General features: G+C 53.4%; 20 protein-coding genes, 4 tRNA genes and 1 other annotated feature. Of the genes, 17 read left to right on the top strand and 7 right to left on the bottom strand.

Translation table 11 applies throughout. The annotated features are described in order from the left end of the window. The first annotated feature begins 206 nt into the window (after positions 1-206). The 7 genes from F3J39_RS10720 (at position 207) to luxS (ending at position 3,786) form a co-directional block, all read left to right on the top strand. Positions 207-299 (top strand) — tRNA-Ser (locus tag F3J39_RS10720). 8 nt (positions 300-307) lie between these two features. Next, positions 308-384 (top strand) — tRNA-Arg (locus F3J39_RS10725). A gap of 96 nt (positions 385-480) precedes the next feature. Next, a tRNA-Arg gene (locus F3J39_RS10730) sits at positions 481-557 on the top strand. A 56-nt stretch (positions 558-613) separates the two neighbouring features. Next, positions 614-690: transfer RNA gene (locus tag F3J39_RS10735), tRNA-Arg, on the top strand. Between the two features lie 365 nt (positions 691-1,055). Beyond that, positions 1,056-1,484 carry a YqaA family protein gene (locus F3J39_RS10740; RefSeq protein ID WP_039379824.1) on the top strand — a complete coding sequence of 143 codons (429 nt, stop codon included), beginning with the start codon at positions 1,056-1,058 and terminating at the stop codon, positions 1,482-1,484. 31 nt (positions 1,485-1,515) lie between these two features. Continuing rightward, positions 1,516-3,120 (top strand): glutamate--cysteine ligase, encoded by a 1,605-nt coding sequence (gene gshA, locus F3J39_RS10745; protein WP_039379822.1) that lies wholly within the window; start codon positions 1,516-1,518, stop codon positions 3,118-3,120. A 150-nt stretch (positions 3,121-3,270) separates the two neighbouring features. Beyond that, the gene (gene luxS, locus F3J39_RS10750; protein ID WP_039379820.1) at positions 3,271-3,786 is read left to right on the top strand and encodes an S-ribosylhomocysteine lyase; all 516 of its coding nucleotides are present in this window, start codon (positions 3,271-3,273) and stop codon (positions 3,784-3,786) included. A 48-nt stretch (positions 3,787-3,834) separates the two neighbouring features. On the opposite strand, the gene F3J39_RS10755 is transcribed toward luxS, so the two are convergent. Together F3J39_RS10755 and F3J39_RS10760 are read right to left on the bottom strand one after the other, a co-directional pair. Beyond that, positions 3,835-5,121 carry an HlyC/CorC family transporter gene (locus tag F3J39_RS10755; RefSeq protein ID WP_039379818.1) on the bottom strand — a complete coding sequence of 429 codons (1,287 nt, stop codon included), beginning with the start codon at positions 5,119-5,121 and terminating at the stop codon, positions 3,835-3,837. A gap of 11 nt (positions 5,122-5,132) precedes the next feature. Then, on the bottom strand, positions 5,133-5,927 hold the full coding sequence (locus tag F3J39_RS10760; RefSeq protein WP_039379815.1) for an inner membrane protein YpjD: 795 nt from the start codon (positions 5,925-5,927) through the stop codon (positions 5,133-5,135). Positions 5,928-6,093: 166 nt separating this feature from the next. On the opposite strand from F3J39_RS10760, the gene ffh reads away from it, so the two are divergent. From ffh to rplS, 5 genes are all read left to right on the top strand, one after another. Next, positions 6,094-7,455 carry a signal recognition particle protein gene (gene ffh / locus F3J39_RS10765; protein ID WP_039379813.1) on the top strand — a complete coding sequence of 454 codons (1,362 nt, stop codon included), beginning with the start codon at positions 6,094-6,096 and terminating at the stop codon, positions 7,453-7,455. 141 nt (positions 7,456-7,596) lie between these two features. Next, positions 7,597-7,845 carry a 30S ribosomal protein S16 gene (gene rpsP, locus F3J39_RS10770; RefSeq protein WP_007893313.1) on the top strand — a complete coding sequence of 83 codons (249 nt, stop codon included), beginning with the start codon at positions 7,597-7,599 and terminating at the stop codon, positions 7,843-7,845. 18 nt (positions 7,846-7,863) lie between these two features. Then, the gene (gene rimM, locus F3J39_RS10775; RefSeq protein ID WP_039379809.1) at positions 7,864-8,412 is read left to right on the top strand and encodes a ribosome maturation factor RimM; all 549 of its coding nucleotides are present in this window, start codon (positions 7,864-7,866) and stop codon (positions 8,410-8,412) included. 35 nt (positions 8,413-8,447) lie between these two features. Then, positions 8,448-9,212 carry a tRNA (guanosine(37)-N1)-methyltransferase TrmD gene (trmD, locus tag F3J39_RS10780; RefSeq protein WP_052246437.1) on the top strand — a complete coding sequence of 255 codons (765 nt, stop codon included), beginning with the start codon at positions 8,448-8,450 and terminating at the stop codon, positions 9,210-9,212. A 42-nt stretch (positions 9,213-9,254) separates the two neighbouring features. Continuing rightward, positions 9,255-9,605 (top strand): 50S ribosomal protein L19, encoded by a 351-nt coding sequence (rplS, locus tag F3J39_RS10785; RefSeq protein ID WP_039379805.1) that lies wholly within the window; start codon positions 9,255-9,257, stop codon positions 9,603-9,605. A 55-nt stretch (positions 9,606-9,660) separates the two neighbouring features. On the opposite strand, the gene F3J39_RS10790 is transcribed toward rplS, so the two are convergent. Further along, a complete protein-coding gene (locus tag F3J39_RS10790; RefSeq protein ID WP_071668529.1) occupies positions 9,661-10,176 on the bottom strand; it encodes a GNAT family N-acetyltransferase in 516 nt (171 codons plus the stop codon). Between the two features lie 303 nt (positions 10,177-10,479). Here F3J39_RS10790 and F3J39_RS10795 point away from each other — a divergent pair, with 303 nt between their 5' ends. Together F3J39_RS10795 and tyrA are read left to right on the top strand one after the other, a co-directional pair. Then, a complete protein-coding gene (locus F3J39_RS10795; protein WP_071668528.1) occupies positions 10,480-11,559 on the top strand; it encodes a 3-deoxy-7-phosphoheptulonate synthase in 1,080 nt (359 codons plus the stop codon). Between the two features lie 6 nt (positions 11,560-11,565). Continuing rightward, complete coding sequence (gene tyrA, locus F3J39_RS10800; RefSeq protein WP_104085505.1) at positions 11,566-12,687, top strand: bifunctional chorismate mutase/prephenate dehydrogenase; 1,122 nt, start codon at positions 11,566-11,568, stop codon at positions 12,685-12,687. Between the two features lie 31 nt (positions 12,688-12,718). Here tyrA and pheA read toward each other — a convergent pair whose 3' ends face one another. The 4 genes from pheA to bamD all read right to left on the bottom strand — a co-directional run bounded on the left by pheA (position 12,719) and on the right by bamD (position 15,451). Then, entirely contained in the window at positions 12,719-13,882 is a 1,164-nt protein-coding gene (gene pheA, locus F3J39_RS10805) for a bifunctional chorismate mutase/prephenate dehydratase (protein ID WP_071668526.1), read from the bottom strand. A 23-nt stretch (positions 13,883-13,905) separates the two neighbouring features. After that, positions 13,906-14,031: a sequence feature (Phe leader region), on the bottom strand. Continuing rightward, positions 13,983-14,030, bottom strand: a complete 48-nt coding sequence (pheL, locus tag F3J39_RS10810) for a pheA operon leader peptide PheL (protein WP_104085515.1) — start codon at positions 14,028-14,030, stop codon at positions 13,983-13,985. (Overlaps the previous feature by 48 nt.) Before the next feature lie 98 nt (positions 14,032-14,129). Beyond that, the gene (raiA, locus tag F3J39_RS10815; protein WP_104085506.1) at positions 14,130-14,456 is read right to left on the bottom strand and encodes a ribosome-associated translation inhibitor RaiA; all 327 of its coding nucleotides are present in this window, start codon (positions 14,454-14,456) and stop codon (positions 14,130-14,132) included. A gap of 263 nt (positions 14,457-14,719) precedes the next feature. Then, positions 14,720-15,451, bottom strand: coding sequence for an outer membrane protein assembly factor BamD (bamD, locus tag F3J39_RS10820; RefSeq protein WP_065648353.1), 732 nt, complete (start codon positions 15,449-15,451; stop codon positions 14,720-14,722). Between the two features lie 128 nt (positions 15,452-15,579). On the opposite strand from bamD, the gene rluD reads away from it, so the two are divergent. The 3 genes from rluD to clpB all read left to right on the top strand — a co-directional run bounded on the left by rluD (position 15,580) and on the right by clpB (position 19,986). Further along, a complete protein-coding gene (rluD, locus tag F3J39_RS10825; protein ID WP_104085507.1) occupies positions 15,580-16,560 on the top strand; it encodes a 23S rRNA pseudouridine(1911/1915/1917) synthase RluD in 981 nt (326 codons plus the stop codon). Next, entirely contained in the window at positions 16,557-17,285 is a 729-nt protein-coding gene (gene yfiH, locus F3J39_RS10830; protein ID WP_166714165.1) for a purine nucleoside phosphorylase YfiH, read from the top strand. The genes rluD and yfiH overlap by 4 nt, the downstream gene beginning before the upstream one ends. A gap of 127 nt (positions 17,286-17,412) precedes the next feature. Beyond that, on the top strand, positions 17,413-19,986 hold the full coding sequence (gene clpB, locus F3J39_RS10835; RefSeq protein WP_071668523.1) for an ATP-dependent chaperone ClpB: 2,574 nt from the start codon (positions 17,413-17,415) through the stop codon (positions 19,984-19,986). Positions 19,987-20,232: the final 246 nt, after the last annotated feature.

Consider the following 20,232-nt stretch of genomic DNA (forward strand, 5'->3'; position numbering starts at 1 on the left):
CATTACTGCTCTGGCTTTTGCTGTTGATAAATCACCCTTTTCGCCGTTAAATCAGCCGAATTGTGCGTCATTTGTGCAATCGAACGCGTGAGTGAAAAAAGTCGGGAGAAATTGTTTGACTTATAAGTCCGGGAAAGTAATATGTGCGCCACGCAGTGCCGATGAGCAGAAACAAGTTCAGAAGCACGGTTCGGAAGAACGCGTAAGGTGAGGTGGCCGAGAGGCTGAAGGCGCTCCCCTGCTAAGGGAGTATGCGGTCAAAAGCTGCATCCGGGGTTCGAATCCCCGCCTCACCGCCATTTCCGATGCATCCATAGCTCAGCTGGATAGAGTACTCGGCTACGAACCGAGCGGTCGGAGGTTCGAATCCTCCTGGATGCACCATCTTTTAGATGGTAGCGGATAAAGTTAAAGAGTGAACGAGCAGTTCCTTTCATGGTGAGTTGTTAGCACCCTGCGTAATACAAGAATTACCTCAATGCATCCATAGCTCAGCTGGATAGAGTACTCGGCTACGAACCGAGCGGTCGGAGGTTCGAATCCTCCTGGATGCACCATTCTTTGTATCATTTCAGGCTTGTTGCAGTTAGTCCATCGTAAGAAATACCTCAATGCATCCATAGCTCAGCTGGATAGAGTACTCGGCTACGAACCGAGCGGTCGGAGGTTCGAATCCTCCTGGATGCACCATTCTCTGCTTTTTCCCCATATGCTTCAGTTAAACCCGTTACCGACAGCTTCAGCACCCGGGCTGTGCTCTCCAAATCTCCCCGGCAGTACCAGCCGCTTTCGCAATTAACCCGTCTCTGTTCAGCGATTTTAGCGCCGCCAGAGTTCACTGGCGTTAATAGGAATGCTGACTCTCTTTTGTACTCTGTTTTGAAAAATGCTGCATTTACCGCCATTTATGCCCGGTTTTGTTCCCTGACCTTTTTCTGAAAACGAAAATTCCTAATGCTTTCAAAGCATTTGCGGTTAAGCCTGCCTGGCGACAACCTGAGCGCATTAAGCTAAAGTAATGGCTCATTTTGTCGTACGTGCGATATGCCATTACCGTGAATGATTTCCTGATTTATGGCTCGCTGCTGGGCAGCAGCTTTCTGAGCGCCACGCTGCTTCCGGGCAGTTCAGAAGCTGTACTGATAGCGCTGCTGGTTGCTCAGAAAGGATCGGTATATGGCCTGTTGCTGGCTGCATCAGTGGGAAACACGCTGGGTGGCCTGACCAACATTTTTCTTGGTCGCCTTATGCCGCAGAACGGGCAGGGGCGATGGCATGACACAGCATTGACGTGGTTACACCGATGGGGCCCTGCGGCATTGATCTTTAGCTGGCTGCCGGTTGCTGGCGATCTGCTTTGCGTTCTCGCAGGCTGGTTGCGCTTCAGCTGGCTGCCTTGCATGCTGTTTCTCGCTCTCGGCAAAACGCTGCGTTATATCTTTATCGCGATCGCCACAATACAGGGTATGGAGTGGTGGCATTGATTCGCACAGATTCGAGGCTACGGTTAACATTATGCTGAACAAAAATAAATTATTCTCACAGCGGGAGGTTAATGTGATCCCGGACGTATCAAAAGCGCTCTCCTGGCTGGAAGCGCATCCCGACGCGTTAAAGGGTATCGGCCGTGGCATCGAACGCGAAACGTTACGCGTCGGGCCCGATGGTCATCTGGCTACTACCGGCCATCCGGCATCGCTTGGCTCGGCGCTGAAGCATGACTGGATCACCACGGATTTTGCGGAAACGCTGCTGGAGTTCATTACGCCGGTCGATAAAAATATCGATCGCTCGCTGACCTTCCTGCGCGACATCCATCGCCATGTGGCAAAACAGCTGGGTGAAGAGCGCATGTGGCCCTTCAGTATGCCCGGTCACGTTGACGATACCGATAAAATTGAGCTGGCGCAGTATGGCAGTTCAAACGTGGGCCAGATGAAGACCCTCTACCGGCAGGGGCTGAAAAACCGCTACAGCGCGCTGATGCAGATTATCTCTGGCGTGCATTACAACTTCTCGCTGCCGCTCTCTTTCTGGCAGGAGTGGGCGGATGTAAAAGATGCTGAGAGCGGTAAAGAGACCATCTCTGCGGGCTATCTGCGCCTGATCCGCAACTATTATCGTTTCGGCTGGGTGATCCCTTATCTGTTTGGTGCCTCGCCGGCGATCAGCTCCTCATTTCTTCAGGGGCGTGAGAGCCAGCTGCCGTTTGAAACGGATGGTAAAGATACGCTGTGGCTGCCGTATGCGACCTCTCTGCGCCTGAGTGACCTGGGTTATACCAATAAGTCACAAAGTAATCTCGGTATTACCTTCAACTCGCTGGAAGGGTATGTGAGCGCGCTGAAGGCCGCAATCAAAACCCCTTCTGAAGAGTACGCAGCCATGGGCGTCAAAGATGCTGAAGGCAACTGGCTGCAGCTTAATACTAATGTACTGCAGATTGAGAACGAGCTGTATGCGCCTATCCGTCCGAAGCGCGTTACCCGTTCGGGAGAAGCCCCTTCTGATGCGCTGCTGCGTGGCGGCATTGAGTATATTGAAGTGCGCTCGCTTGATATCAATCCGTTCTCACCGGTAGGTGTGGATGCCGATCAGGCGCGCTTCCTCGATCTGTTCCTGATTTGGTGTACGCTGGCCGATGCCCCTGAACTGAGCGCCAGCGAGCTGCTCTGCAGTCGCAAAAACTGGAACCGCGTGGTGATGGAAGGACGTAAGCCAGGGCTGGTTATTGGCGTTGGCTGCAGCGACACTGAACATTCGCTGGTTGAAGTAGGCAAAGCGCTCTTTGCCGATCTGCGTCGCGTCGCGGAAGTGCTGGATAGCAATGAGGGCAGCACGCAATATCAGCAGGTATGCGATCAACTGGTAGCTTCTTTTGACGATCCTGAGCTAACCTACTCGGCGCGCATTCTTCACGCTATTAAAGAGAACGGCCTGACCGGAGCAGGTGTTGCACTGGCGGAGCAGTACCGGCAGATGCTCTGCGCGGAGCCACTGGAAATTCTGACCGAAGCGGATTTCACTCAGCAGGCGCAGGAGTCTGTTGCTGCACAGCAGGCGCTGGAAGCGAGTGATAGCATAAGCTTTGAGGATTATCTGGCAGGTCGGGAAGGCTGAAAAAGAAAATGGCCACATCACTGTGGCCAAAATTAACATCTCTGTTGTCAGGGATGATGATAACAAATGCGCGTCTTTCATATATTCAGACGCAGAACGACGAGAAAAGTTTCATCGTTCAGAAAAAATTTTTCAAACAGGAGGTGACGTATGCCACTACTGGACAGTTTTACCGTTGATCACACCATCATGGCCGCGCCGGCAGTACGCGTGGCAAAGACCATGACAACTCCGCATGGCGATACCATCACCGTTTTCGATCTGCGTTTCTGCCGGCCAAACATCGACATTCTGACCGAGCGCGGGATCCATACGCTGGAGCATCTGTTTGCCGGCTTTATGCGCGATCACCTCAACGGTGAGGGCGTGGAGATCGTAGACATCTCTCCAATGGGGTGCCGTACCGGTTTCTACATGAGCCTGATCGGCACGCCAGACGAGCAGCGCGTGGCGCAGGCGTGGAAAGGGGCGATGGAAGATGTTCTGAAAGTCAAAGATCAGAATCAGATCCCGGAGCTTAATGAGTATCAGTGTGGCAGCTACAAGCTGCACTCCCTGGACGAAGCGCAGCAGATTGCGCGTAATGTTCTGTCACACGAGATCGGTATTAATCGCAACGAAGATCTGAAGCTGCCAGCAGAGAAGCTGAAAGAGTTGCATATCTGATTAGCCCTTTCTGTAAAAACGCCGCATATTCTGCGGCGTTTTTTTGTATCACGATCCCACTGAGCTTTTCAGCGGCTGCTGCGGTGTAACCCGCACCTGCTTCACCATGTTGTCCTGCACGTCGAGAATATCGATGTCATAGCTGCCAACCTGTACCCGCGTTTCGGTCTGCGGGATCTCTTCCAGCGCCTCAAGCAGCATGCCGTTAATGGTGCGCGCTTCCTCTTCCGGCAGCGTCCAGTTGAACGCCTTATTGATTTCGCGCACGTTAGCGCTGCCTTCAATCAGCACCGAGCCATCATTCTGCGGCATCACCTCTTCTGCGAGAGAAGGGGACATGGAGGTAGTAAAGTCGCCAACGATCTCTTCCAGAATATCTTCGATGGTGATGAGCCCCTTAATATCGCCATACTCATCCACTACCAGACCCGCTTTTTTCTTATTGCGCTGGAACTTAACCAGCTGCACATTCAGCGGCGTGCCTTCCGGCACATAGTAGATCTCATCAGCCGCGCGCAGCAGACGATCCTTATTGAACTCCTTTTTTTCCGTCATCATGCGCCAGGCTTCGCGCACGCGCAGCATGCCCACGGTATCGTCCAGCGAATCGCGAAACAGCACAATACGCCCATGCGGTGAGTTACTCAGCTGACGCTCAATCGATTTCCAGTCGTCATTGATATTGATACCAACAATTTCATTGCGCGGCACCATGATGTCATCCACGCTGACTTTTTCCAGATCGAGCACGGAGAGCAGCATATCCTGATTACGGCGAGACATCAGCGAGCGCGACTCGTAGACAATGGTGCGCAGCTCCTCTTTGCTCAGCGCGGAGTTTACGGAGCCCTCTGTTTTAATCCCCACCATACGCATCAGCATGCGCGTAATGGTATTAAGCAGCCAGACCAGTGGCAGCATCACATACTGCAGCGGCGCCAGTAAAACGCTGCTGGGGTAGGCCACTTTTTCAGGGTAGAGCGCTGCGATAGTTTTAGGCAGGACTTCAGCAAAAACCAGAACAACAAAGGTCAGCACGCCGGTGGCGATAGCAACCCCGGCATCACCATACAGACGCATCCCTACGATAGTCCCCAGTGCGGAGGCGAGAATATTGACCAGGTTGTTGCCGATTAAGACCAGACTAATCAGGCGATCGGGCCGGCGCAGCAGTTTCTCAACGCGCCGCGCTGCACGATTACCGCTTTTCGCTTTGTGCCGCAGCTTATAGCGGTTGAGCGTCATCATGCCGGTCTCAGAGCCGGAGAAGTACGCTGAGACCAGCACCATGATGACAAGAATGATAATCATCGTGGTGGTTGAAACATGTTCCAACGAAAAATTCCTTAGTGGGAAGTGAGAAGATGCTGCAGTACGCGACTGCCGAAGTAAGCCATGGTCAGCAGCAGCGCACCGCCGCAGTTAAACCAGACCACGCGCCGTCCGCGCCACCCTTCACGGTAGTGCCCCCAGAGCAGCACGATATAGACGAACCAGGCAAGAATGGAGAGCACCGCTTTATCAATGTTCTCTGCGCTGAACAGGTTATCCATGAAGAAAAGCCCGGTGCAGAGCACCAGCGTCAGCAGCACCACGCCAATCTGCGTGATATGAAACATTTTGCGCTCAATGCTTAGCAGCGGCGGCATATCCTGCGTAAAGGCGAGCTTTTTGTTTTTCAGCTGATAGTCGATCCACGCCAGCTGCAGCGCATAGAGCGCGGCAATAATCAGCGTGGCATAAGCAAACAGCGACAGACCAATATGCACCATCATGCCCGGCGTGGTCTCGAGGTGCGTAATAAAGGCATTCGGGACAAAGGTGGCAAACGCCAGATTAATTAACGCAAAGCTATAAACCACCGGCAGCAGCAGCCAGCCACGGTTACGTGAAGCCACAATAGTCATAATGGCGCAAATCAGCAGGCTCACCAGCGATCCGATATTAAGTAAGCTGAGATTTTGCCCGCTGTCGATAGCAAATATCCGCTGCTGCAGCGCGACAGCATGCGCAATCAGCGCAACGCAGGCGGACAGGACAGCAAATCGCCGCCAGCCGCTGTTACGTTTCAGTAAGCTGGGGATGATAAGTGCAAGACTGAGGGAGTAGGCGAAGAGCGCCACGATCGCGAAAACGAACATAGATCCTTTCTGAGAGTGATGAGATAAGGAAAAAAGCAGTATAGCGTCAGCGGCAGTATGCTCCAAACGATCTCACGGTCAATTGCAGAGATCGCTCAGGCTTCGTGTTATAATCCGGCGCATTGTGTCGCTCAGGCGGCCTCGCTACGGTATTAAGTGAGAGAGCATGTTTGATAATTTAACCGATCGTTTGTCGCAAACCCTGCGCAACATCAGCGGCCGCGGACGGCTGACCGAAGAGAACATCAAAGATACCCTGCGCGAAGTGCGCATGGCGCTGCTGGAGGCGGACGTTGCGCTGCCGGTAGTACGTGAATTTATTAACCGCGTAAAAGAAGCCGCGGTCGGACACGACGTCAATAAAAGCCTGACGCCGGGTCAGGAGTTTATCAAGATTGTCCGCAACGAGCTGATTGCGGCAATGGGGGCTGAAAATAATACCCTGAACCTGAATGCGCAGCCGCCGGCCGTGGTGCTGATGGCGGGCCTGCAGGGTGCCGGTAAAACCACCAGTGTGGGTAAGCTCGGTAAGTTTCTGCGTGAAAAGCACAAGAAAAAAGTGCTGGTGGTCTCAGCTGACGTTTATCGCCCGGCGGCGATTAAACAGCTGGAGACGCTGGCGCAGCAGGTGGGGGTGGATTTCTGTCCCTCCGATCTCAGCCAGAAGCCGGTTGACATCGTTAAGCATGCGCTGAAAGAGGCGAAGCTGAAGTTCTACGACGTGCTGCTGGTGGATACCGCCGGTCGTTTGCACGTAGACGAAGCGATGATGGACGAAATCAAACAGGTCCACGCCGCCATTAATCCGGTGGAAACGCTGTTTGTTGTCGATGCCATGACCGGTCAGGATGCCGCGAACACGGCTAAAGCATTTAATGAAGCGCTGCCGCTGACCGGGGTGATCCTGACCAAGGTTGATGGTGACGCACGCGGCGGTGCCGCGCTTTCGATTCGTCACATCACCGGTAAACCGATCAAGTTTATGGGGATGGGTGAGAAAACCGAGGCGCTGGAAGCGTTTTATCCCGACCGTATCGCCTCGCGCATTCTGGGCATGGGCGATGTCCTGTCGCTGATTGAAGATATTGAAAGCAAGGTTGACCGCGATCAGGCGGAAAAGCTGGCGAAAAAGCTGAAAACCGGTGACGGTTTCGATCTCAATGACTTCCTTGAGCAGCTTAAGCAGATGCGCAATATGGGCGGTATGGCCAGCCTGATGGGCAAACTGCCGGGTATGGGGCAGCTGCCGGACAACGTTAAATCGCAGATGGATGACAAGGTGCTGGTGCGCATGGAAGCCATCATTAACTCCATGACGCGTAAAGAGCGTGAGAAGCCTGAAATCATCAAGGGTTCACGCAAGCGTCGCATCGCGACCGGCGCCGGTATGCAGGTGCAGGATGTCAATCGGCTGCTGAAGCAGTTCGATGATATGCAGCGCATGATGAAAAAGATGAAGAAAGGTGGCATGGCAAAAATGATGCGCGGCATGAAGGGTATGATGCCGCCAGGTTTCCCGGGCCGTTAAGATATCGCTACACAGCCAGAAAAGTATGCTACTGCGGTTGCTTTTTGCGCCAAAATGAGTAAAATTTTCGGGCTTTTTATATTGCACCCGGGCCCCGTTCCTCGATGGGGCCCGGTTGTTTTATTAACTAAAGAGGATGTTATGGTAACAATTCGTTTGGCACGTCACGGCGCAAAAAAGCGTCCGTTCTACCAGGTCGTCGTCACTGACAGCCGCAATGCACGCAACGGCCGCTTCATTGAGCGCGTTGGTTTCTTCAACCCGATCGCATCTGGTCAGGCTGAAGGTCTGCGTCTGGACCTGGACCGTATTGAGCACTGGGTTGGCCAGGGCGCAACGCTTTCCGATCGCGTTAACGCGCTGATCAAAGAAGCAAAAAAAGCAGCTTAATCTGTCACGGTGGTGAGCATGACCAGTAAACCTGCCGCACAGCCTCCTGTTAACCCCATCGTTTTGGGCAAAATGGGTGCCGCTTACGGAATTCGGGGCTGGCTCAAAGTGTTTTCCTCCACTGAAGACGCTGAAAGCATCTTCGACTATCAACCCTGGTTTATCCAGCGCGCCGGTAAATGGCAGCAGGTAGAACTGGAAGGTTGGAAGCACCACAATCAGGACCTGATTATCAAAGTCAACGGCATTGACGATCGGGACGCGGCGGCGCAGTTAACCAATTGTGAAATCACGGTTGACTCCACGCAGCTGCCTGCGCTGGGAGAGGGTGATTACTACTGGAAAGACCTTATGGGTTGTAAAGTAGTTAACCTCGACGGCTATGAGATGGGCAAAGTCATTGATTTGATGGAAACCGGCTCAAACGATGTACTCGTCGTTAAGGCGAACCTGAAAGATGCATTCGGTGTACAGGAGCGGTTAATACCGTTTCTCGATGAACAGGTTATCAAGAAAGTCGATCTCGCTACTGGCACTATTGAAGTAGACTGGGATCCTGGTTTTTGATCTCCGGACAATCCGGTAACGTAACGGCGAACGCGATGTGGATTGGTGTTATCAGCCTGTTTCCAGAGATGTTTCGCGCTATTACCGAGTACGGGGTAACTGGCCGGGCAGTTAAAAATGGCCTGCTCAACATTGAGAGCTGGAGTCCTCGTGACTTCACGCACGACCGGCACCGTACCGTGGACGATCGTCCTTACGGCGGCGGACCGGGAATGTTGATGATGGTGCAACCCTTACGGGATGCGATCCACGCAGCGAAAGCAGCGGCGGGAGAAGGTGCTAAGGTGATTTATCTGTCACCTCAGGGGCGCAAACTTGACCAGCAGGGCGTTTGCGAACTGGCGACTAACCAGAAACTGATTCTGGTCTGTGGTCGCTACGAAGGTATTGATGAGCGCGTGATCCATACAGAGATTGACGAAGAGTGGTCAATCGGTGATTACGTTCTCAGTGGTGGTGAGCTGCCAGCCATGACGCTGATTGACTCCGTCGCCCGGTTTATTCCCGGCGTACTGGGCAAGCAGGCGTCCGCCGATGAAGACTCATTCTCGGATGGTTTGCTGGATTGCCCGCACTATACCCGGCCTGAAGTGTTAGAAGGGATGGAAGTACCGTCAGTTCTGCTGTCGGGCAACCATGCCGATATTCGCCGCTGGCGCCTGAAACAGTCGCTAGGCCGTACCTGGCTAAGAAGACCTGAACTTCTGGAAAACCTGGCTCTGACTGAAGAGCAAGCAAGGTTGCTGAATGAGTTCCAGCGGGAACAGCAGCAGCAACAAAACGATGAAGCGGAAGAGTAATCTTCCCTGACTATCAGTTTACCCAGGATATGAGATTTAATTATGAGCAACATTATCAAGCAAATTGAACAAGAACAGCTGAAACAGGATGTACCTTCATTCCGTCCGGGTGATTCCGTGGAAGTGAAAGTATGGGTCGTTGAAGGTTCTAAAAAACGTCTGCAGGCATTCGAGGGCGTGGTTATCGCTATTCGTAACCGCGGTCTGCACTCTGCATTCACTGTTCGTAAGATTTCCAACGGCGAAGGCGTTGAGCGTGTCTTCCAGACTCACTCTCCGGTAATTGACAGCATTACTGTCAAACGTCGTGGTGCTGTGCGTAAAGCCAAACTGTACTACCTGCGTGAGCGCACCGGTAAGTCAGCTCGTATCAAAGAGCGTCTTGGCGCGTAAGCGACATCTCAAAGTTAATAGCAAACAAGGGGTTGGCATAATGCCAGCCCCTTTTTTATGGATGCTTTAAGCGATAAACCGCGGCCTCAACCGGCCCGTCCGGCAGCACAATCAGCCCGTGCTGGCAGCCTGTCAGCGTAAACCCGCTGCGTAATGCCACGGCGCGGCTGGCGACATTATCTGTGGCGGCCAGGATTTCCAGCTCCGTGATATCTGGCCGGCTAAAACCCAGGGTTATCAGTTGCGCTACCGCGCGTGTAGCCACGCCCTGACGCTGCGCATCGCTGCGTACCCAGTAGCCCAGCGCTGCAACCTCGCCGGGCTGACGGGCAAAACGGATCCCGGCCCCTCCCAGCAGACGATGACGGCTGTCTGCGATCGCAAACCTTTCGGCCTCACCTCTGACACGCTCTGCGTGAGCGAAATTAAACCAGCTTACTGCCTCTTCCGGCCGGTAATTTTCATGTGCCCACGTCATCCAGGGCAGCAGGGTATCAAGAGACTGATTGACGGCCTCAGCAAAAGCAGTTGCATCTGACAGCGCAAAGGGACGCAGGATTATCTCAGTCATAATCAGTCAGCCTTCATAAATTGTGAGGAATTACAGAATATTAACTGAGCGCGCAGTGAAAAACGAGTCGCAGCTCTACGATAGTGTAATTTTATATTTACACACATCCGGCAAGGTATACAGTGTCATTTATTTATATATATCTGATAAATATAAATTTAAATGCAAATTTATACCGTGGTGCAATGCAGGTGGTAAAAATAGTGTACACGCATGGATTGCATACAATACAGCCTGTGATAGAGTAAGCGTCATCCTCACTGAGGATCCAAACCGCACAGATGAGTAAAAAGGATCGCCACCATGCAGAAAGACGCGCTGAATAACGTACATATCGCTGACGAACAGATTTTAATTACGCCGCAGGAGCTGAAAGCACGCTTTCCGCTGACGGCAGAGCAGGAAGCTCAGATTACTGCTTCGCGTAAAACTATTGCGGACATTATTGCCGGGCGCGATCCGCGTCTGCTGGTGGTCTGCGGTCCCTGCTCAATTCACGATCCGGAAGCAGCGTTAGCGTACGCCCGTCAGTTAAAAGATCTCTCTGTGCAGCTGAAGGATCAGCTCTATATCGTCATGCGCGTCTATTTTGAAAAACCCCGCACCACCGTAGGCTGGAAAGGGCTGATCAACGATCCTTACATGAACAACTCATTTGATATGGAAGCCGGGCTGCACATTGCGCGTCAGCTGCTGGTAAACCTGGTTGAAATGGGTTTGCCACTGGCGACAGAAGCGCTGGATCCTAATAGCCCGCAATATCTCGGCGATCTGTTTAGCTGGTCAGCCATTGGTGCGCGCACCACGGAATCACAAACGCACCGTGAAATGGCGTCTGGTCTTTCAATGCCGGTAGGTTTTAAAAACGGCACCGATGGCAGTCTCGGCACGGCGATCAACGCTATGCGTGCGGCAGCGATGCCTCACCGTTTTGTCGGCATTAACCAGGCAGGGCAGGTCTGCCTGCTGCAGACGCAGGGCAACCCGGACGGACACGTGATCCTGCGCGGTGGCAAAGCGCCTAACTACGGCCCGGACGATGTTGCACAGTGTGAAAAAGAGATGCTGAAAGCAGGACTGCGCCCGGCCTTAATGATAGATTGCAGCCATGGCAATTCTAACAAAGACTATCGTCGTCAGCCTGGCGTAGCCGAATCGGCTATTGCGCAGATCAAAGATGGAAACCGCTCTATTATTGGCCTGATGCTTGAGAGCAATATTCACGAAGGCAATCAGCCTTCAGAGCAGCCGCGCAGCGAAATGAAGTATGGTGTCTCGGTGACCGATGCCTGCATTGACTGGAATACTACCGAAACGCTGCTGCGCACGATCCATCAGGATCTGCAGGGAGTGCTGTCGGCGCGTCTGTCACACGAGGTATAAAGAGTCATGGTGGCTGAACTGACCGCATTGCGCGATCAAATTGATGAAGTCGATCAGGCGCTGCTTGGGCTGCTGGCAAAACGACTGGAGCTGGTGGCACAGGTTGGCGAAGTAAAAAGCCGTTACGGCCTGCCGATTTATGTACCCGAGCGTGAAGCAAGCATGCTGGCGTCACGCCGGCACGAAGCAGAAGCGCTCGGCGTATCTCCCGATCTGATTGAAGATGTATTGCGTCGTCTGATGCGGGAATCCTATACCCATGAGAATGACAAAGGTTTCAAAACCCTTTGTCCTTCACTGCGTCCGGTAGTGATCGTCGGCGGCAGCGGCAAGATGGGGCGTCTGTTTGAAAAAATGCTGACACTGTCCGGTTATCAGGTGCGCATTCTGGACAAAGAGGACTGGGATCGCGCCGATCGGCTGCTGCAGGATGCGGGCATGGTGATCATCAGTGTCCCAATCCATCTTACCGAGAAGATCATCGCCGATCTGCCTGCGCTGCCGGACGACTGCATCCTGGTCGATCTTGCATCGGTAAAAAACAGGCCGCTGCAGGCCATGCTTGCCGCGCACGCCGGACCGGTACTGGGGCTGCACCCGATGTTTGGGCCCGACAGCGGCAGTCTGGCAAAACAGGTTGTGGTCTGGTGCGACGGTCGTCAGCCGGAAGCGTATCAGTGGTTCCTGGAACAGATTCAGGTTTGGGGAGCACGGCTGCACTGCATCAGCGCCGCAGAGCACGATCAGAACATGGCCTTTATTCAGGCGCTGCGTCACTTTACGACTTTTGCTTACGGCCTTCACCTGGCTGAAGAGAATGTGAACCTGGATCAGCTGCTGGCGCTCTCTTCACCTATTTACCGGCTGGAGCTGGCCATGGTAGGGCGGCTATTTGCGCAGGATCCACAGCTCTATGCCGATATCATTATGGCTTCAGAAAGCAACCTGGCGCTGATAAAACGTTACCATCAGCGCTTTGGTGAAGCTATATCGCTACTGGAACAGAGCAATAAGCAGGCGTTTATCAGCAGTTTTGAGCGCGTGGAACAGTGGTTTGGCGATCACGCCCAGCGTTTTCTGGTTGAAAGCCGCAGTCTGTTACGCTCGGCTAACGATAGCCGGCAATAAAAAAAGGCACCCTCAGCGGTGCCTTTTCTGCTTATATGCGGGGTTCAACCGGAACCACATTTTCACCAGGATAGCAGCCCAGCACTTTCAGTGAGCGCGTCAGCTGGCGTAATTCTGCCAGCGCCAGCTGCATATTTTCCGACTGCAGATTGCCCTGCACATCAATGTAGAACATCTCTTCCCACGGGTTACCGTTAATTGGGCGATTCTCCAGCCGGCTCATAATCAGATTATGGTTGCGCAGTACCAGCAGGGCCTCTACCAGCGCACCCGCCTGCTGACCGGTAGCCATGATCAGCGTGGTTTTGGCCGGGACCTGCACCGAAACGTCAACCGGCTTGCGCGCCAGTACGATAAAACGCGTGTGGTTCTGCTGCTGATTTGCCAGGTTACGCTCCAGCACCTGCAGCCCATAGAGTTCACCGCCTGCTTCGCTGCCCAGGGCGGCAACCTCTGGGGAATTAAGCGCGGCGACTTTCTCCATGGCTGCGGCAGTGCTTTCGGTGTACTCAATTTTCCACTGCGGGAAACGGTTAATAAACTGACTGCACTGCTGAAAAGGCTGGGGATGACTGTAGACGGTTTTGATCTGTTTAAGCGTGGTGGTCTCTTTTACCAGTACACAGTGCTCGATAGGGATGGTCAGTTCGCCAATGATTGAGAGCGACGTCTGCTGCAGCAGATCGTAAACATCATTGATAGAGCCTGAGCTGGTGTTTTCAATTGGCATCACCGCATAGTCAGCCTGGCCAGCCTCAACCTGCTGGATAATATCCTGAAATTTCAGACAGCCGTTTTCAACATATGAAGCAAAATGGCGTGACGCATATTTACGGGCGGCCAGATGCGAATAAGATCCCTTAGGTCCCAGAAAGGCGATGCGGGGCGCCAGCGCATGCGGGTGGTTCAGGTTTTTCTGCAGCAGCGCCTGCTGCGTCAGCACCGAATCTTCAATAATCAGCTGAAACAGACGGGTAATGTAGTGGGCATCGAGCTGCTGCTGCTTACCGAGGGAAATCAGATTTTCCAGCAGGGCACGCTCCCGCTCAATATCACGTATGGGCCGCAGCGTGGTCAGTTTCGCCTGGGCAACTTCGATTGCCAGCGACCGTCGCTCGGCCAGCAGCGTAAGTAGTTTGCTGTCAACTGCGCTGATTTTATCGCGCAGCACCAGCAGTGGATTATCGATACTCATTAAGCTCACCTGTAAATACAGTTAAAAAAAAAGCCTCCCGCTGGGGGAGGCTTTGTCATTCGTCTTCGCATTCATTTTCGCATGACGACACGCCTCCCGTTCAGGGGAAGGTAAAAAAGAATGCGAAGAAAAATGGCTGATGTTTCATGTCTGATTCCGGCAGGAAAGTGTTCTGAGAGTAATCGTACTGCTTAAAAGCTGTCAATAAAAAACGCGCCAGCTGGCGCGTTTTTTATAACTACAGCGTTTATCCTGCCGGAATAAAATCTTTAACACTGCTGGCAGCGCGGCGTGCTTCAGGCTTGTGCTGAGCTTTATTTAGCTGGCGCCCCAGTTTCTCAATCAAATCATTGATGGCGGTATACATATCACCATGTTTGGCACTGGCAACCAGAGTACCGTTAGGCGTATTAATCGTGGCATCTGCCGCAAACTCTTTAGGCTCTTTTGACAACACGATGTGTGGGTTAATGAGGTGGACTTGCCGCTTTTCCAGCTTAGCGAGACGGTCTTCGACATGGCTGCGGATGGCCGGAGTGATTTCCATTTGTTTACTGGTAATGTTCAGAATCATAGTTAAACCTCTCTGTCATTTCCGTCTGGGTAGAGTCAGCATACCGCGCCCCACAGGAATTTATGTGATCTTGATCACATAGAAAGGTCACTTTTTGTCAACGCAGAGGATTTGCGAGAAAGACCGGAGATTATTTAAAAATTGCTTGAAGCCAGCACTACAGCAGGGCAGGATTGACGGGTTAACCGCAACGCAAATGCCCTTTGCAGGCATAAAAAAAGCAGCCAAACGGCTGCTTTTTAAGCACGTTATCAACCACTTTTTTAACTGTTATTGGCCGCGATAATTTTCGCAACTTTGTCAGCTTCGGCCGTTAACTGCAGCTGGCGATAAGCATTCTCCATCAGCGGCAGCGCATCGCGTGTTGCCTGCGTATCCTGATAATCACGCATCATGCCTTCCACACGATTAACAACAGCGACATAAGCCCCGCGCTTGGTATAGAATTGCGCCACCGAAAGTTCATATTTCGCCAGACGATCTTTCAGATAGGTCAGGCGTTTCTGAGCATCCGCCGCATACTGGCTGTTTGGGTAGCTACGCAGCAGCTGGGAGAAGTCACGGAAGGCGTCGCGCGCATGGTTGGGATCGCGATCGGAGCGATCGATACCAAAGAAGCCCTGCAGAGCTGAGTCATCCAGGGCCATATCCGTCAGACCTTTCATATAGATGACGTAATCGATATTCGGATGAGTCGGGTTCAGACGCATAAAGCGCGAGATAGCAGCCTGCGCCAGCGGAAGATCGGCATTTTTGTAATACGCGTAGATTAAATCCAGCTGCACCTGCTGCGAGTAAGGACCAAATGGATAACGATTATCCAGCGCTTCCAGTTGCTTAATTGCCGCTTTGAAGTTACCGTCCTGCAGCTTTTGCTGAGCTGTGGCATAAATTTCAGACGGCGGGCTGTCCGGAACCGGATCAGATGAGCCGGAGCAGCCTACCAGGGCCAGGCTCAATGTGGCGGCAGCCACCAGATGTTTCATACGCGTCATGACGAAATGATTATCCTCAAAATGTTATGGCGGAAGCTGTCCGTATAGCTCCCGGTAATGACCAGTACGATAGCACATTATATTAAACGGCATCGCCGTAAAACCCAACGTTAACGAAGAAGCTGTATATGGCACAACAAGTTCAACTCACCGCAACGGTGTCCGAAGCACAGCTTGGACAACGTTTAGATCAGACTTTGGCAGAATTGTTCCCTGATTATTCACGCTCCCGCATAAAAGAGTGGATCCTCGATCGCCGCGTCAGCGTCAACGGCACTATCATCGATAAACCGAAAGAGAAAGTTCTGGGCGGTGAGCAGGTGGCTATTGATGCTGAAATTGAAGAGGAACAGCGCTGGGAAGCGCAGAACATCCCTCTTAATATCGTTTATGAAGATGACCATATTCTGGTTATCAATAAACCCCGCGACCTGGTGGTACACCCCGGTGCAGGTAATCCTGACGGCACTATTCTGAATGCACTGCTCTACCACTTTCCGCCGATCGCTGATGTACCGCGCGCCGGTATCGTACATCGCCTGGATAAAAACACTACTGGCCTGATGGTCGTGGCAAAAACGGTTCCGGCACAGACCCATCTGGTGGAAACGCTGCAGCTGCGTGAAATCACGCGTGAATATGAAGCGGTTGCCATCGGTACGATGACGGCTGGCGGCACCGTTGATGAACCCATGGCGCGACACTCCACCAAGCGTACCCATATGGCCGTCCATCCGATGGGAAAACCGGCAACCACGCACTACCGCATCATGGAGCATTTCCGGGCCCATACGCGCCTGCGCCTGCGCCTGGAGACGGGCCGTACGCATCAGATCCGTGTTCATATGGCGCATATCAACCATCCGCTGGTGGGCGATCCGCTTTACGGTGGCCGGCCGCGTCCGCCAAAAGGGGCGTCAGAGGCGTTCATTAATACGCTGCGCGGATTTGATCGTCAGGCGCTGCACGCGACAATGCTGCGTCTCTATCATCCGATAACCGGTATTGAAATGGAGTGGCATGCTCCGCTGCCGCAGGACATGGTTGATCTGATTGACGCCTTAAAAGCCGATACGGAAGAGTTCCGCGATCGCATGGACTGGCTATGAGCGAATGGATCATCCCGGACTGGCCTGCTCCGCAGCGCGTTCGGGCCTGCTCCACGACCCGGCGGGGCGGTCATAGCCTGGCGCCCTGGGATTCGCTCAACCCGGCGGCTCACGTCGGGGATGCGCCCGCTCACGTGATGCGTAATCGCCAGCACATCGCAGAAACATTAGCGCTTTCTGCGATGCCGCAGTGGCTGGATCAGATACATGGCAATGCGGTAGTGCGCCTGCCTGCAGCCTGTGCGCTGCCACAGGCTGACGCGGCCATTACCCGGGAGCCGGGCGTGGTGTGCGCCATTATGACGGCTGACTGCCTGCCGGTGCTGTTTTGCAGTAAAGATGGCAGTGAAATCGCAGCAGCCCATGCGGGCTGGCGCGGCCTCTGTAACGGCGTGCTGGAACAGACGCTGGCGCAGTTTCACTGTCCGGCCAGCGAGGTATATGCCTGGCTGGGCCCGGCTATCGGACCCGGTGCGTTTGAAGTAGGAGCGGAAGTACGTCAGGCATTTATGGCCCACGATGCGCGCGCAGAAGTGGCCTTTCGTCCGGCAGGCGCAAAATATTTTGCGGATATCTGGCTGCTGGCCGAACAGCGTCTGCTTAGCGCAGGCGTAACCTCTGTCAGCGGTTCACGACGCTGCACGTTCACAGAAAAGCAGGATTTTTTCTCTTTTCGCCGCGACGGTGTTACCGGGCGTATGGCTACATTAATCTGGCTGCAATAACCTTACGCCCGGAGACGAGCCGGGTAGCCTGTTTTTTGCTCACAATGTCAGGTCAGAAACCTTGAAAATTTGAGGCCTGACCTCATCTTAATCTCCAGTAGCATTTTGACCTGTAACGGGAGGAATTATGCGTCTGGATCGTCTTACCAACAAATTCCAGCTAGCCCTTGCTGATGCCCAGTCCCTGGCTCTGGGACAGGATAACCAGTTTATTGAACCACTTCATGTGATGAGCGCTCTGCTCAACCAGGAAGGGGGATCGGTGCGTCCGCTGCTTAGCGCAGCAGGAGCCGATGTCGCCACTCTGCGTAGCAGTATTGAACAGGCAATCAATCGTCTGCCCCAGGTCGAAGGCACCGAGGGGGATGTACAGCCCTCAGCCGATCTGGTGCGGGTGCTGAACCTGTGTGACAAACTGGCGCAAAAGCGCGGCGATAACTTTATCTCATCTGAATTATTTGTTCTGGCGGCTCTGGATTCACGCGGTTCACTGGCGGATCTGCTTAAAGCTGCCGGCGTGACGTCTGACAAACTCGCGAACGCTATCGAACAATTGCGCGGAGGCGAAAACGTGAATGACCAGGGAGCTGAAGATCAGCGCCAGGCACTGAAAAAATATACCATCGATCTCACCGAGCGCGCCGAACGTGGCAAGCTGGACCCGGTAATCGGACGCGATGAAGAGATCCGCCGTACCATCCAGGTGTTGCAGCGCCGTACCAAGAATAACCCGGTATTGATTGGTGAACCCGGCGTGGGTAAAACCGCCATTGTTGAAGGGCTGGCTCAGCGCATTATCAATGGTGAAGTGCCTGAAGGCCTGAAAGGTCGTCGCGTACTGGCGCTGGATATGGGGGCGCTGGTGGCGGGAGCCAAATACCGTGGTGAATTTGAGGAGCGCCTGAAAGGGGTGTTGAACGATCTCGCGAAGCAGGAAGGCAATGTCATTCTGTTTATCGATGAGCTGCACACGATGGTAGGCGCAGGCAAAGCTGATGGCGCGATGGACGCAGGAAACATGCTGAAGCCAGCTCTGGCGCGTGGTGAACTGCACTGCGTTGGCGCAACCACGCTGGATGAGTATCGGCAGTATATAGAAAAGGATGCTGCCCTGGAGCGTCGCTTCCAGAAAGTATTTGTGGCAGAGCCCAGCGTCGAAGATACCATCGCTATTCTGCGCGGTCTGAAAGAGCGCTATGAGCTGCATCACCATGTGCAGATCACCGACCCGGCTATTGTGGCAGCAGCAACGTTGTCACATCGCTATATCGCCGACCGGCAGCTGCCAGATAAAGCGATCGACCTGATTGATGAAGCTGCATCCAGTATTCGTCTGCAGATCGATTCGAAACCTGAGCCGCTCGATCGTCTGGAGCGCCGTATCATCCAGCTGAAACTGGAGCAGCAGGCGCTGAAGAAAGAGTCTGACGATGCCAGCGTCAAGCGTCTTGAGATGCTGGAGACGGAGCTGAATCAGAAAGAGCGCGAATATGCAGAACTGGAAGAGGAGTGGAAAGCTGAAAAGGCGTCACTCACCGGTACGCAAAATATTAAAGCGGAGCTGGAGCAGGCAAGACTGACGCTGGAACAGGCGCGGCGCACAGGCGATCTGGCGCAAATGTCAGAGCTGCAGTATGGCAAAATTCCGGCGCTGGAAAAGCAGCTGGCGAGTGCCACTCAGGCTGAAGGCAAAATCATGAAGCTGCTACGCAACCGCGTAACGGATGTTGAGATTGCCGACGTACTGGCGCGCTGGACCGGTATTCCGGTAGCACGCATGATGGAAGGTGAGCGCGACAAACTGCTGCGTATGGAGCAGGAATTACATGCGCGGGTTATCGGCCAGAACGAAGCGGTAGAGGCGGTTTCAAATGCCATCCGTCGCAGCCGGGCAGGCTTGTCCGATCCCAATCGCCCGATTGGTTCATTCCTGTTCCTCGGTCCAACCGGGGTAGGTAAAACCGAGCTGTGTAAAGCGCTGGCAAATTTTCTGTTTGACAGCGACGATGCGATGGTGCGGATCGACATGTCTGAGTTTATGGAGAAACATTCGGTTTCGCGGCTGGTGGGTGCACCTCCGGGATATGTCGGATATGAGGAGGGCGGTTATCTTACTGAAGCGGTACGCCGCCGGCCTTACTCCGTCATCTTACTGGATGAAGTTGAGAAAGCGCATCCGGATGTATTTAACATCCTGCTGCAGGTGCTGGATGATGGACGACTGACGGATGGTCAGGGGCGTACCGTAGATTTCCGCAACTCAGTGGTGATCATGACGTCGAACCTGGGATCGGATTTAATTCAGGAGCGCTTCGGTGCGCTTGATTACCCAGCGATGAAAGAAACGGTAATGACGGTAGTCGGACACCACTTCCGTCCTGAGTTTATCAACCGTATCGATGAAGTGGTGGTATTTCATCCGCTGGGAGAGCAGCACATTGCCTCTATTGCGCAGATACAGCTGCAGCGGCTTTATCAGCGTCTGGAAGATCGCGGCTATCAGCTGCACATCTCCGAAGCAGCACTGAAACTGCTTGGTGAGAATGGCTACGATCCGGTTTACGGTGCGCGTCCGCTCAAACGGGCTATCCAGCAGCATATTGAGAACCCGCTGGCGCAGAAGATACTCTCCGGGGCGTTTGTGCCAGGAAAAACCATCGAGATGGATGTAAGCGAAGGCGAAATTGTCGCTCACCAGTAAGTGTTGTGCATAAAAACGGGCCTGCGGGCCCGTTTTTTGTTTCTTTAATATACAGCTGAGCTGGTTTTTACAACGCATTGCCTGGAAAGTAAGCGCCCGAGCAAAAAAGTTGAAATTAGCACTTGTCACCCGGCGAGAACTCCCTATAATGCGCCACCACTGAGACGGCAAAGCGGCAACGCAGACGGGCTCAGCAGGGCGTGAAGCGATTCACCCCGCCGGAGAAAACGCTGAAAAAAGTGGTTG

This window comes from Pantoea sp. Acro-807 (assembly GCF_011752675.1).
GTDB classification, from domain to species: Bacteria; Pseudomonadota; Gammaproteobacteria; order Enterobacterales; family Enterobacteriaceae; genus Pantoea; species Pantoea eucrina.

Excerpts from the sequence above, each read along its gene's own strand:
- rplS (WP_039379805.1), top strand. The coding sequence starts at position 9,255 with ATGAGCAACATTATCAAGCAAATTGAACAAGAACAGCTGAAACAGGAT.
- gshA (WP_039379822.1), top strand. The coding sequence starts at position 1,516 with ATGCTGAACAAAAATAAATTATTCTCACAGCGGGAGGTTAATGTGATC.
- F3J39_RS10760 (WP_039379815.1), bottom strand. The coding sequence starts at position 5,927 with ATGTTCGTTTTCGCGATCGTGGCGCTCTTCGCCTACTCCCTCAGTCTT.
- rpsP (WP_007893313.1), top strand. The coding sequence starts at position 7,597 with ATGGTAACAATTCGTTTGGCACGTCACGGCGCAAAAAAGCGTCCGTTC.
- bamD (WP_065648353.1), bottom strand. The coding sequence starts at position 15,451 with ATGACGCGTATGAAACATCTGGTGGCTGCCGCCACATTGAGCCTGGCC.
- luxS (WP_039379820.1), top strand. The coding sequence starts at position 3,271 with ATGCCACTACTGGACAGTTTTACCGTTGATCACACCATCATGGCCGCG.
- ffh (WP_039379813.1), top strand. The coding sequence starts at position 6,094 with ATGTTTGATAATTTAACCGATCGTTTGTCGCAAACCCTGCGCAACATC.
- pheA (WP_071668526.1), bottom strand. The coding sequence starts at position 13,882 with ATGAGTATCGATAATCCACTGCTGGTGCTGCGCGATAAAATCAGCGCA.
- clpB (WP_071668523.1), top strand. The coding sequence starts at position 17,413 with ATGCGTCTGGATCGTCTTACCAACAAATTCCAGCTAGCCCTTGCTGAT.
- trmD (WP_052246437.1), top strand. The coding sequence starts at position 8,448 with ATGTGGATTGGTGTTATCAGCCTGTTTCCAGAGATGTTTCGCGCTATT.
- yfiH (WP_166714165.1), top strand. The coding sequence starts at position 16,557 with ATGAGCGAATGGATCATCCCGGACTGGCCTGCTCCGCAGCGCGTTCGG.
- rluD (WP_104085507.1), top strand. The coding sequence starts at position 15,580 with ATGGCACAACAAGTTCAACTCACCGCAACGGTGTCCGAAGCACAGCTT.
- tyrA (WP_104085505.1), top strand. The coding sequence starts at position 11,566 with ATGGTGGCTGAACTGACCGCATTGCGCGATCAAATTGATGAAGTCGAT.
- F3J39_RS10795 (WP_071668528.1), top strand. The coding sequence starts at position 10,480 with ATGCAGAAAGACGCGCTGAATAACGTACATATCGCTGACGAACAGATT.
- rimM (WP_039379809.1), top strand. The coding sequence starts at position 7,864 with ATGACCAGTAAACCTGCCGCACAGCCTCCTGTTAACCCCATCGTTTTG.
- raiA (WP_104085506.1), bottom strand. The coding sequence starts at position 14,456 with ATGATTCTGAACATTACCAGTAAACAAATGGAAATCACTCCGGCCATC.
- F3J39_RS10790 (WP_071668529.1), bottom strand. The coding sequence starts at position 10,176 with ATGACTGAGATAATCCTGCGTCCCTTTGCGCTGTCAGATGCAACTGCT.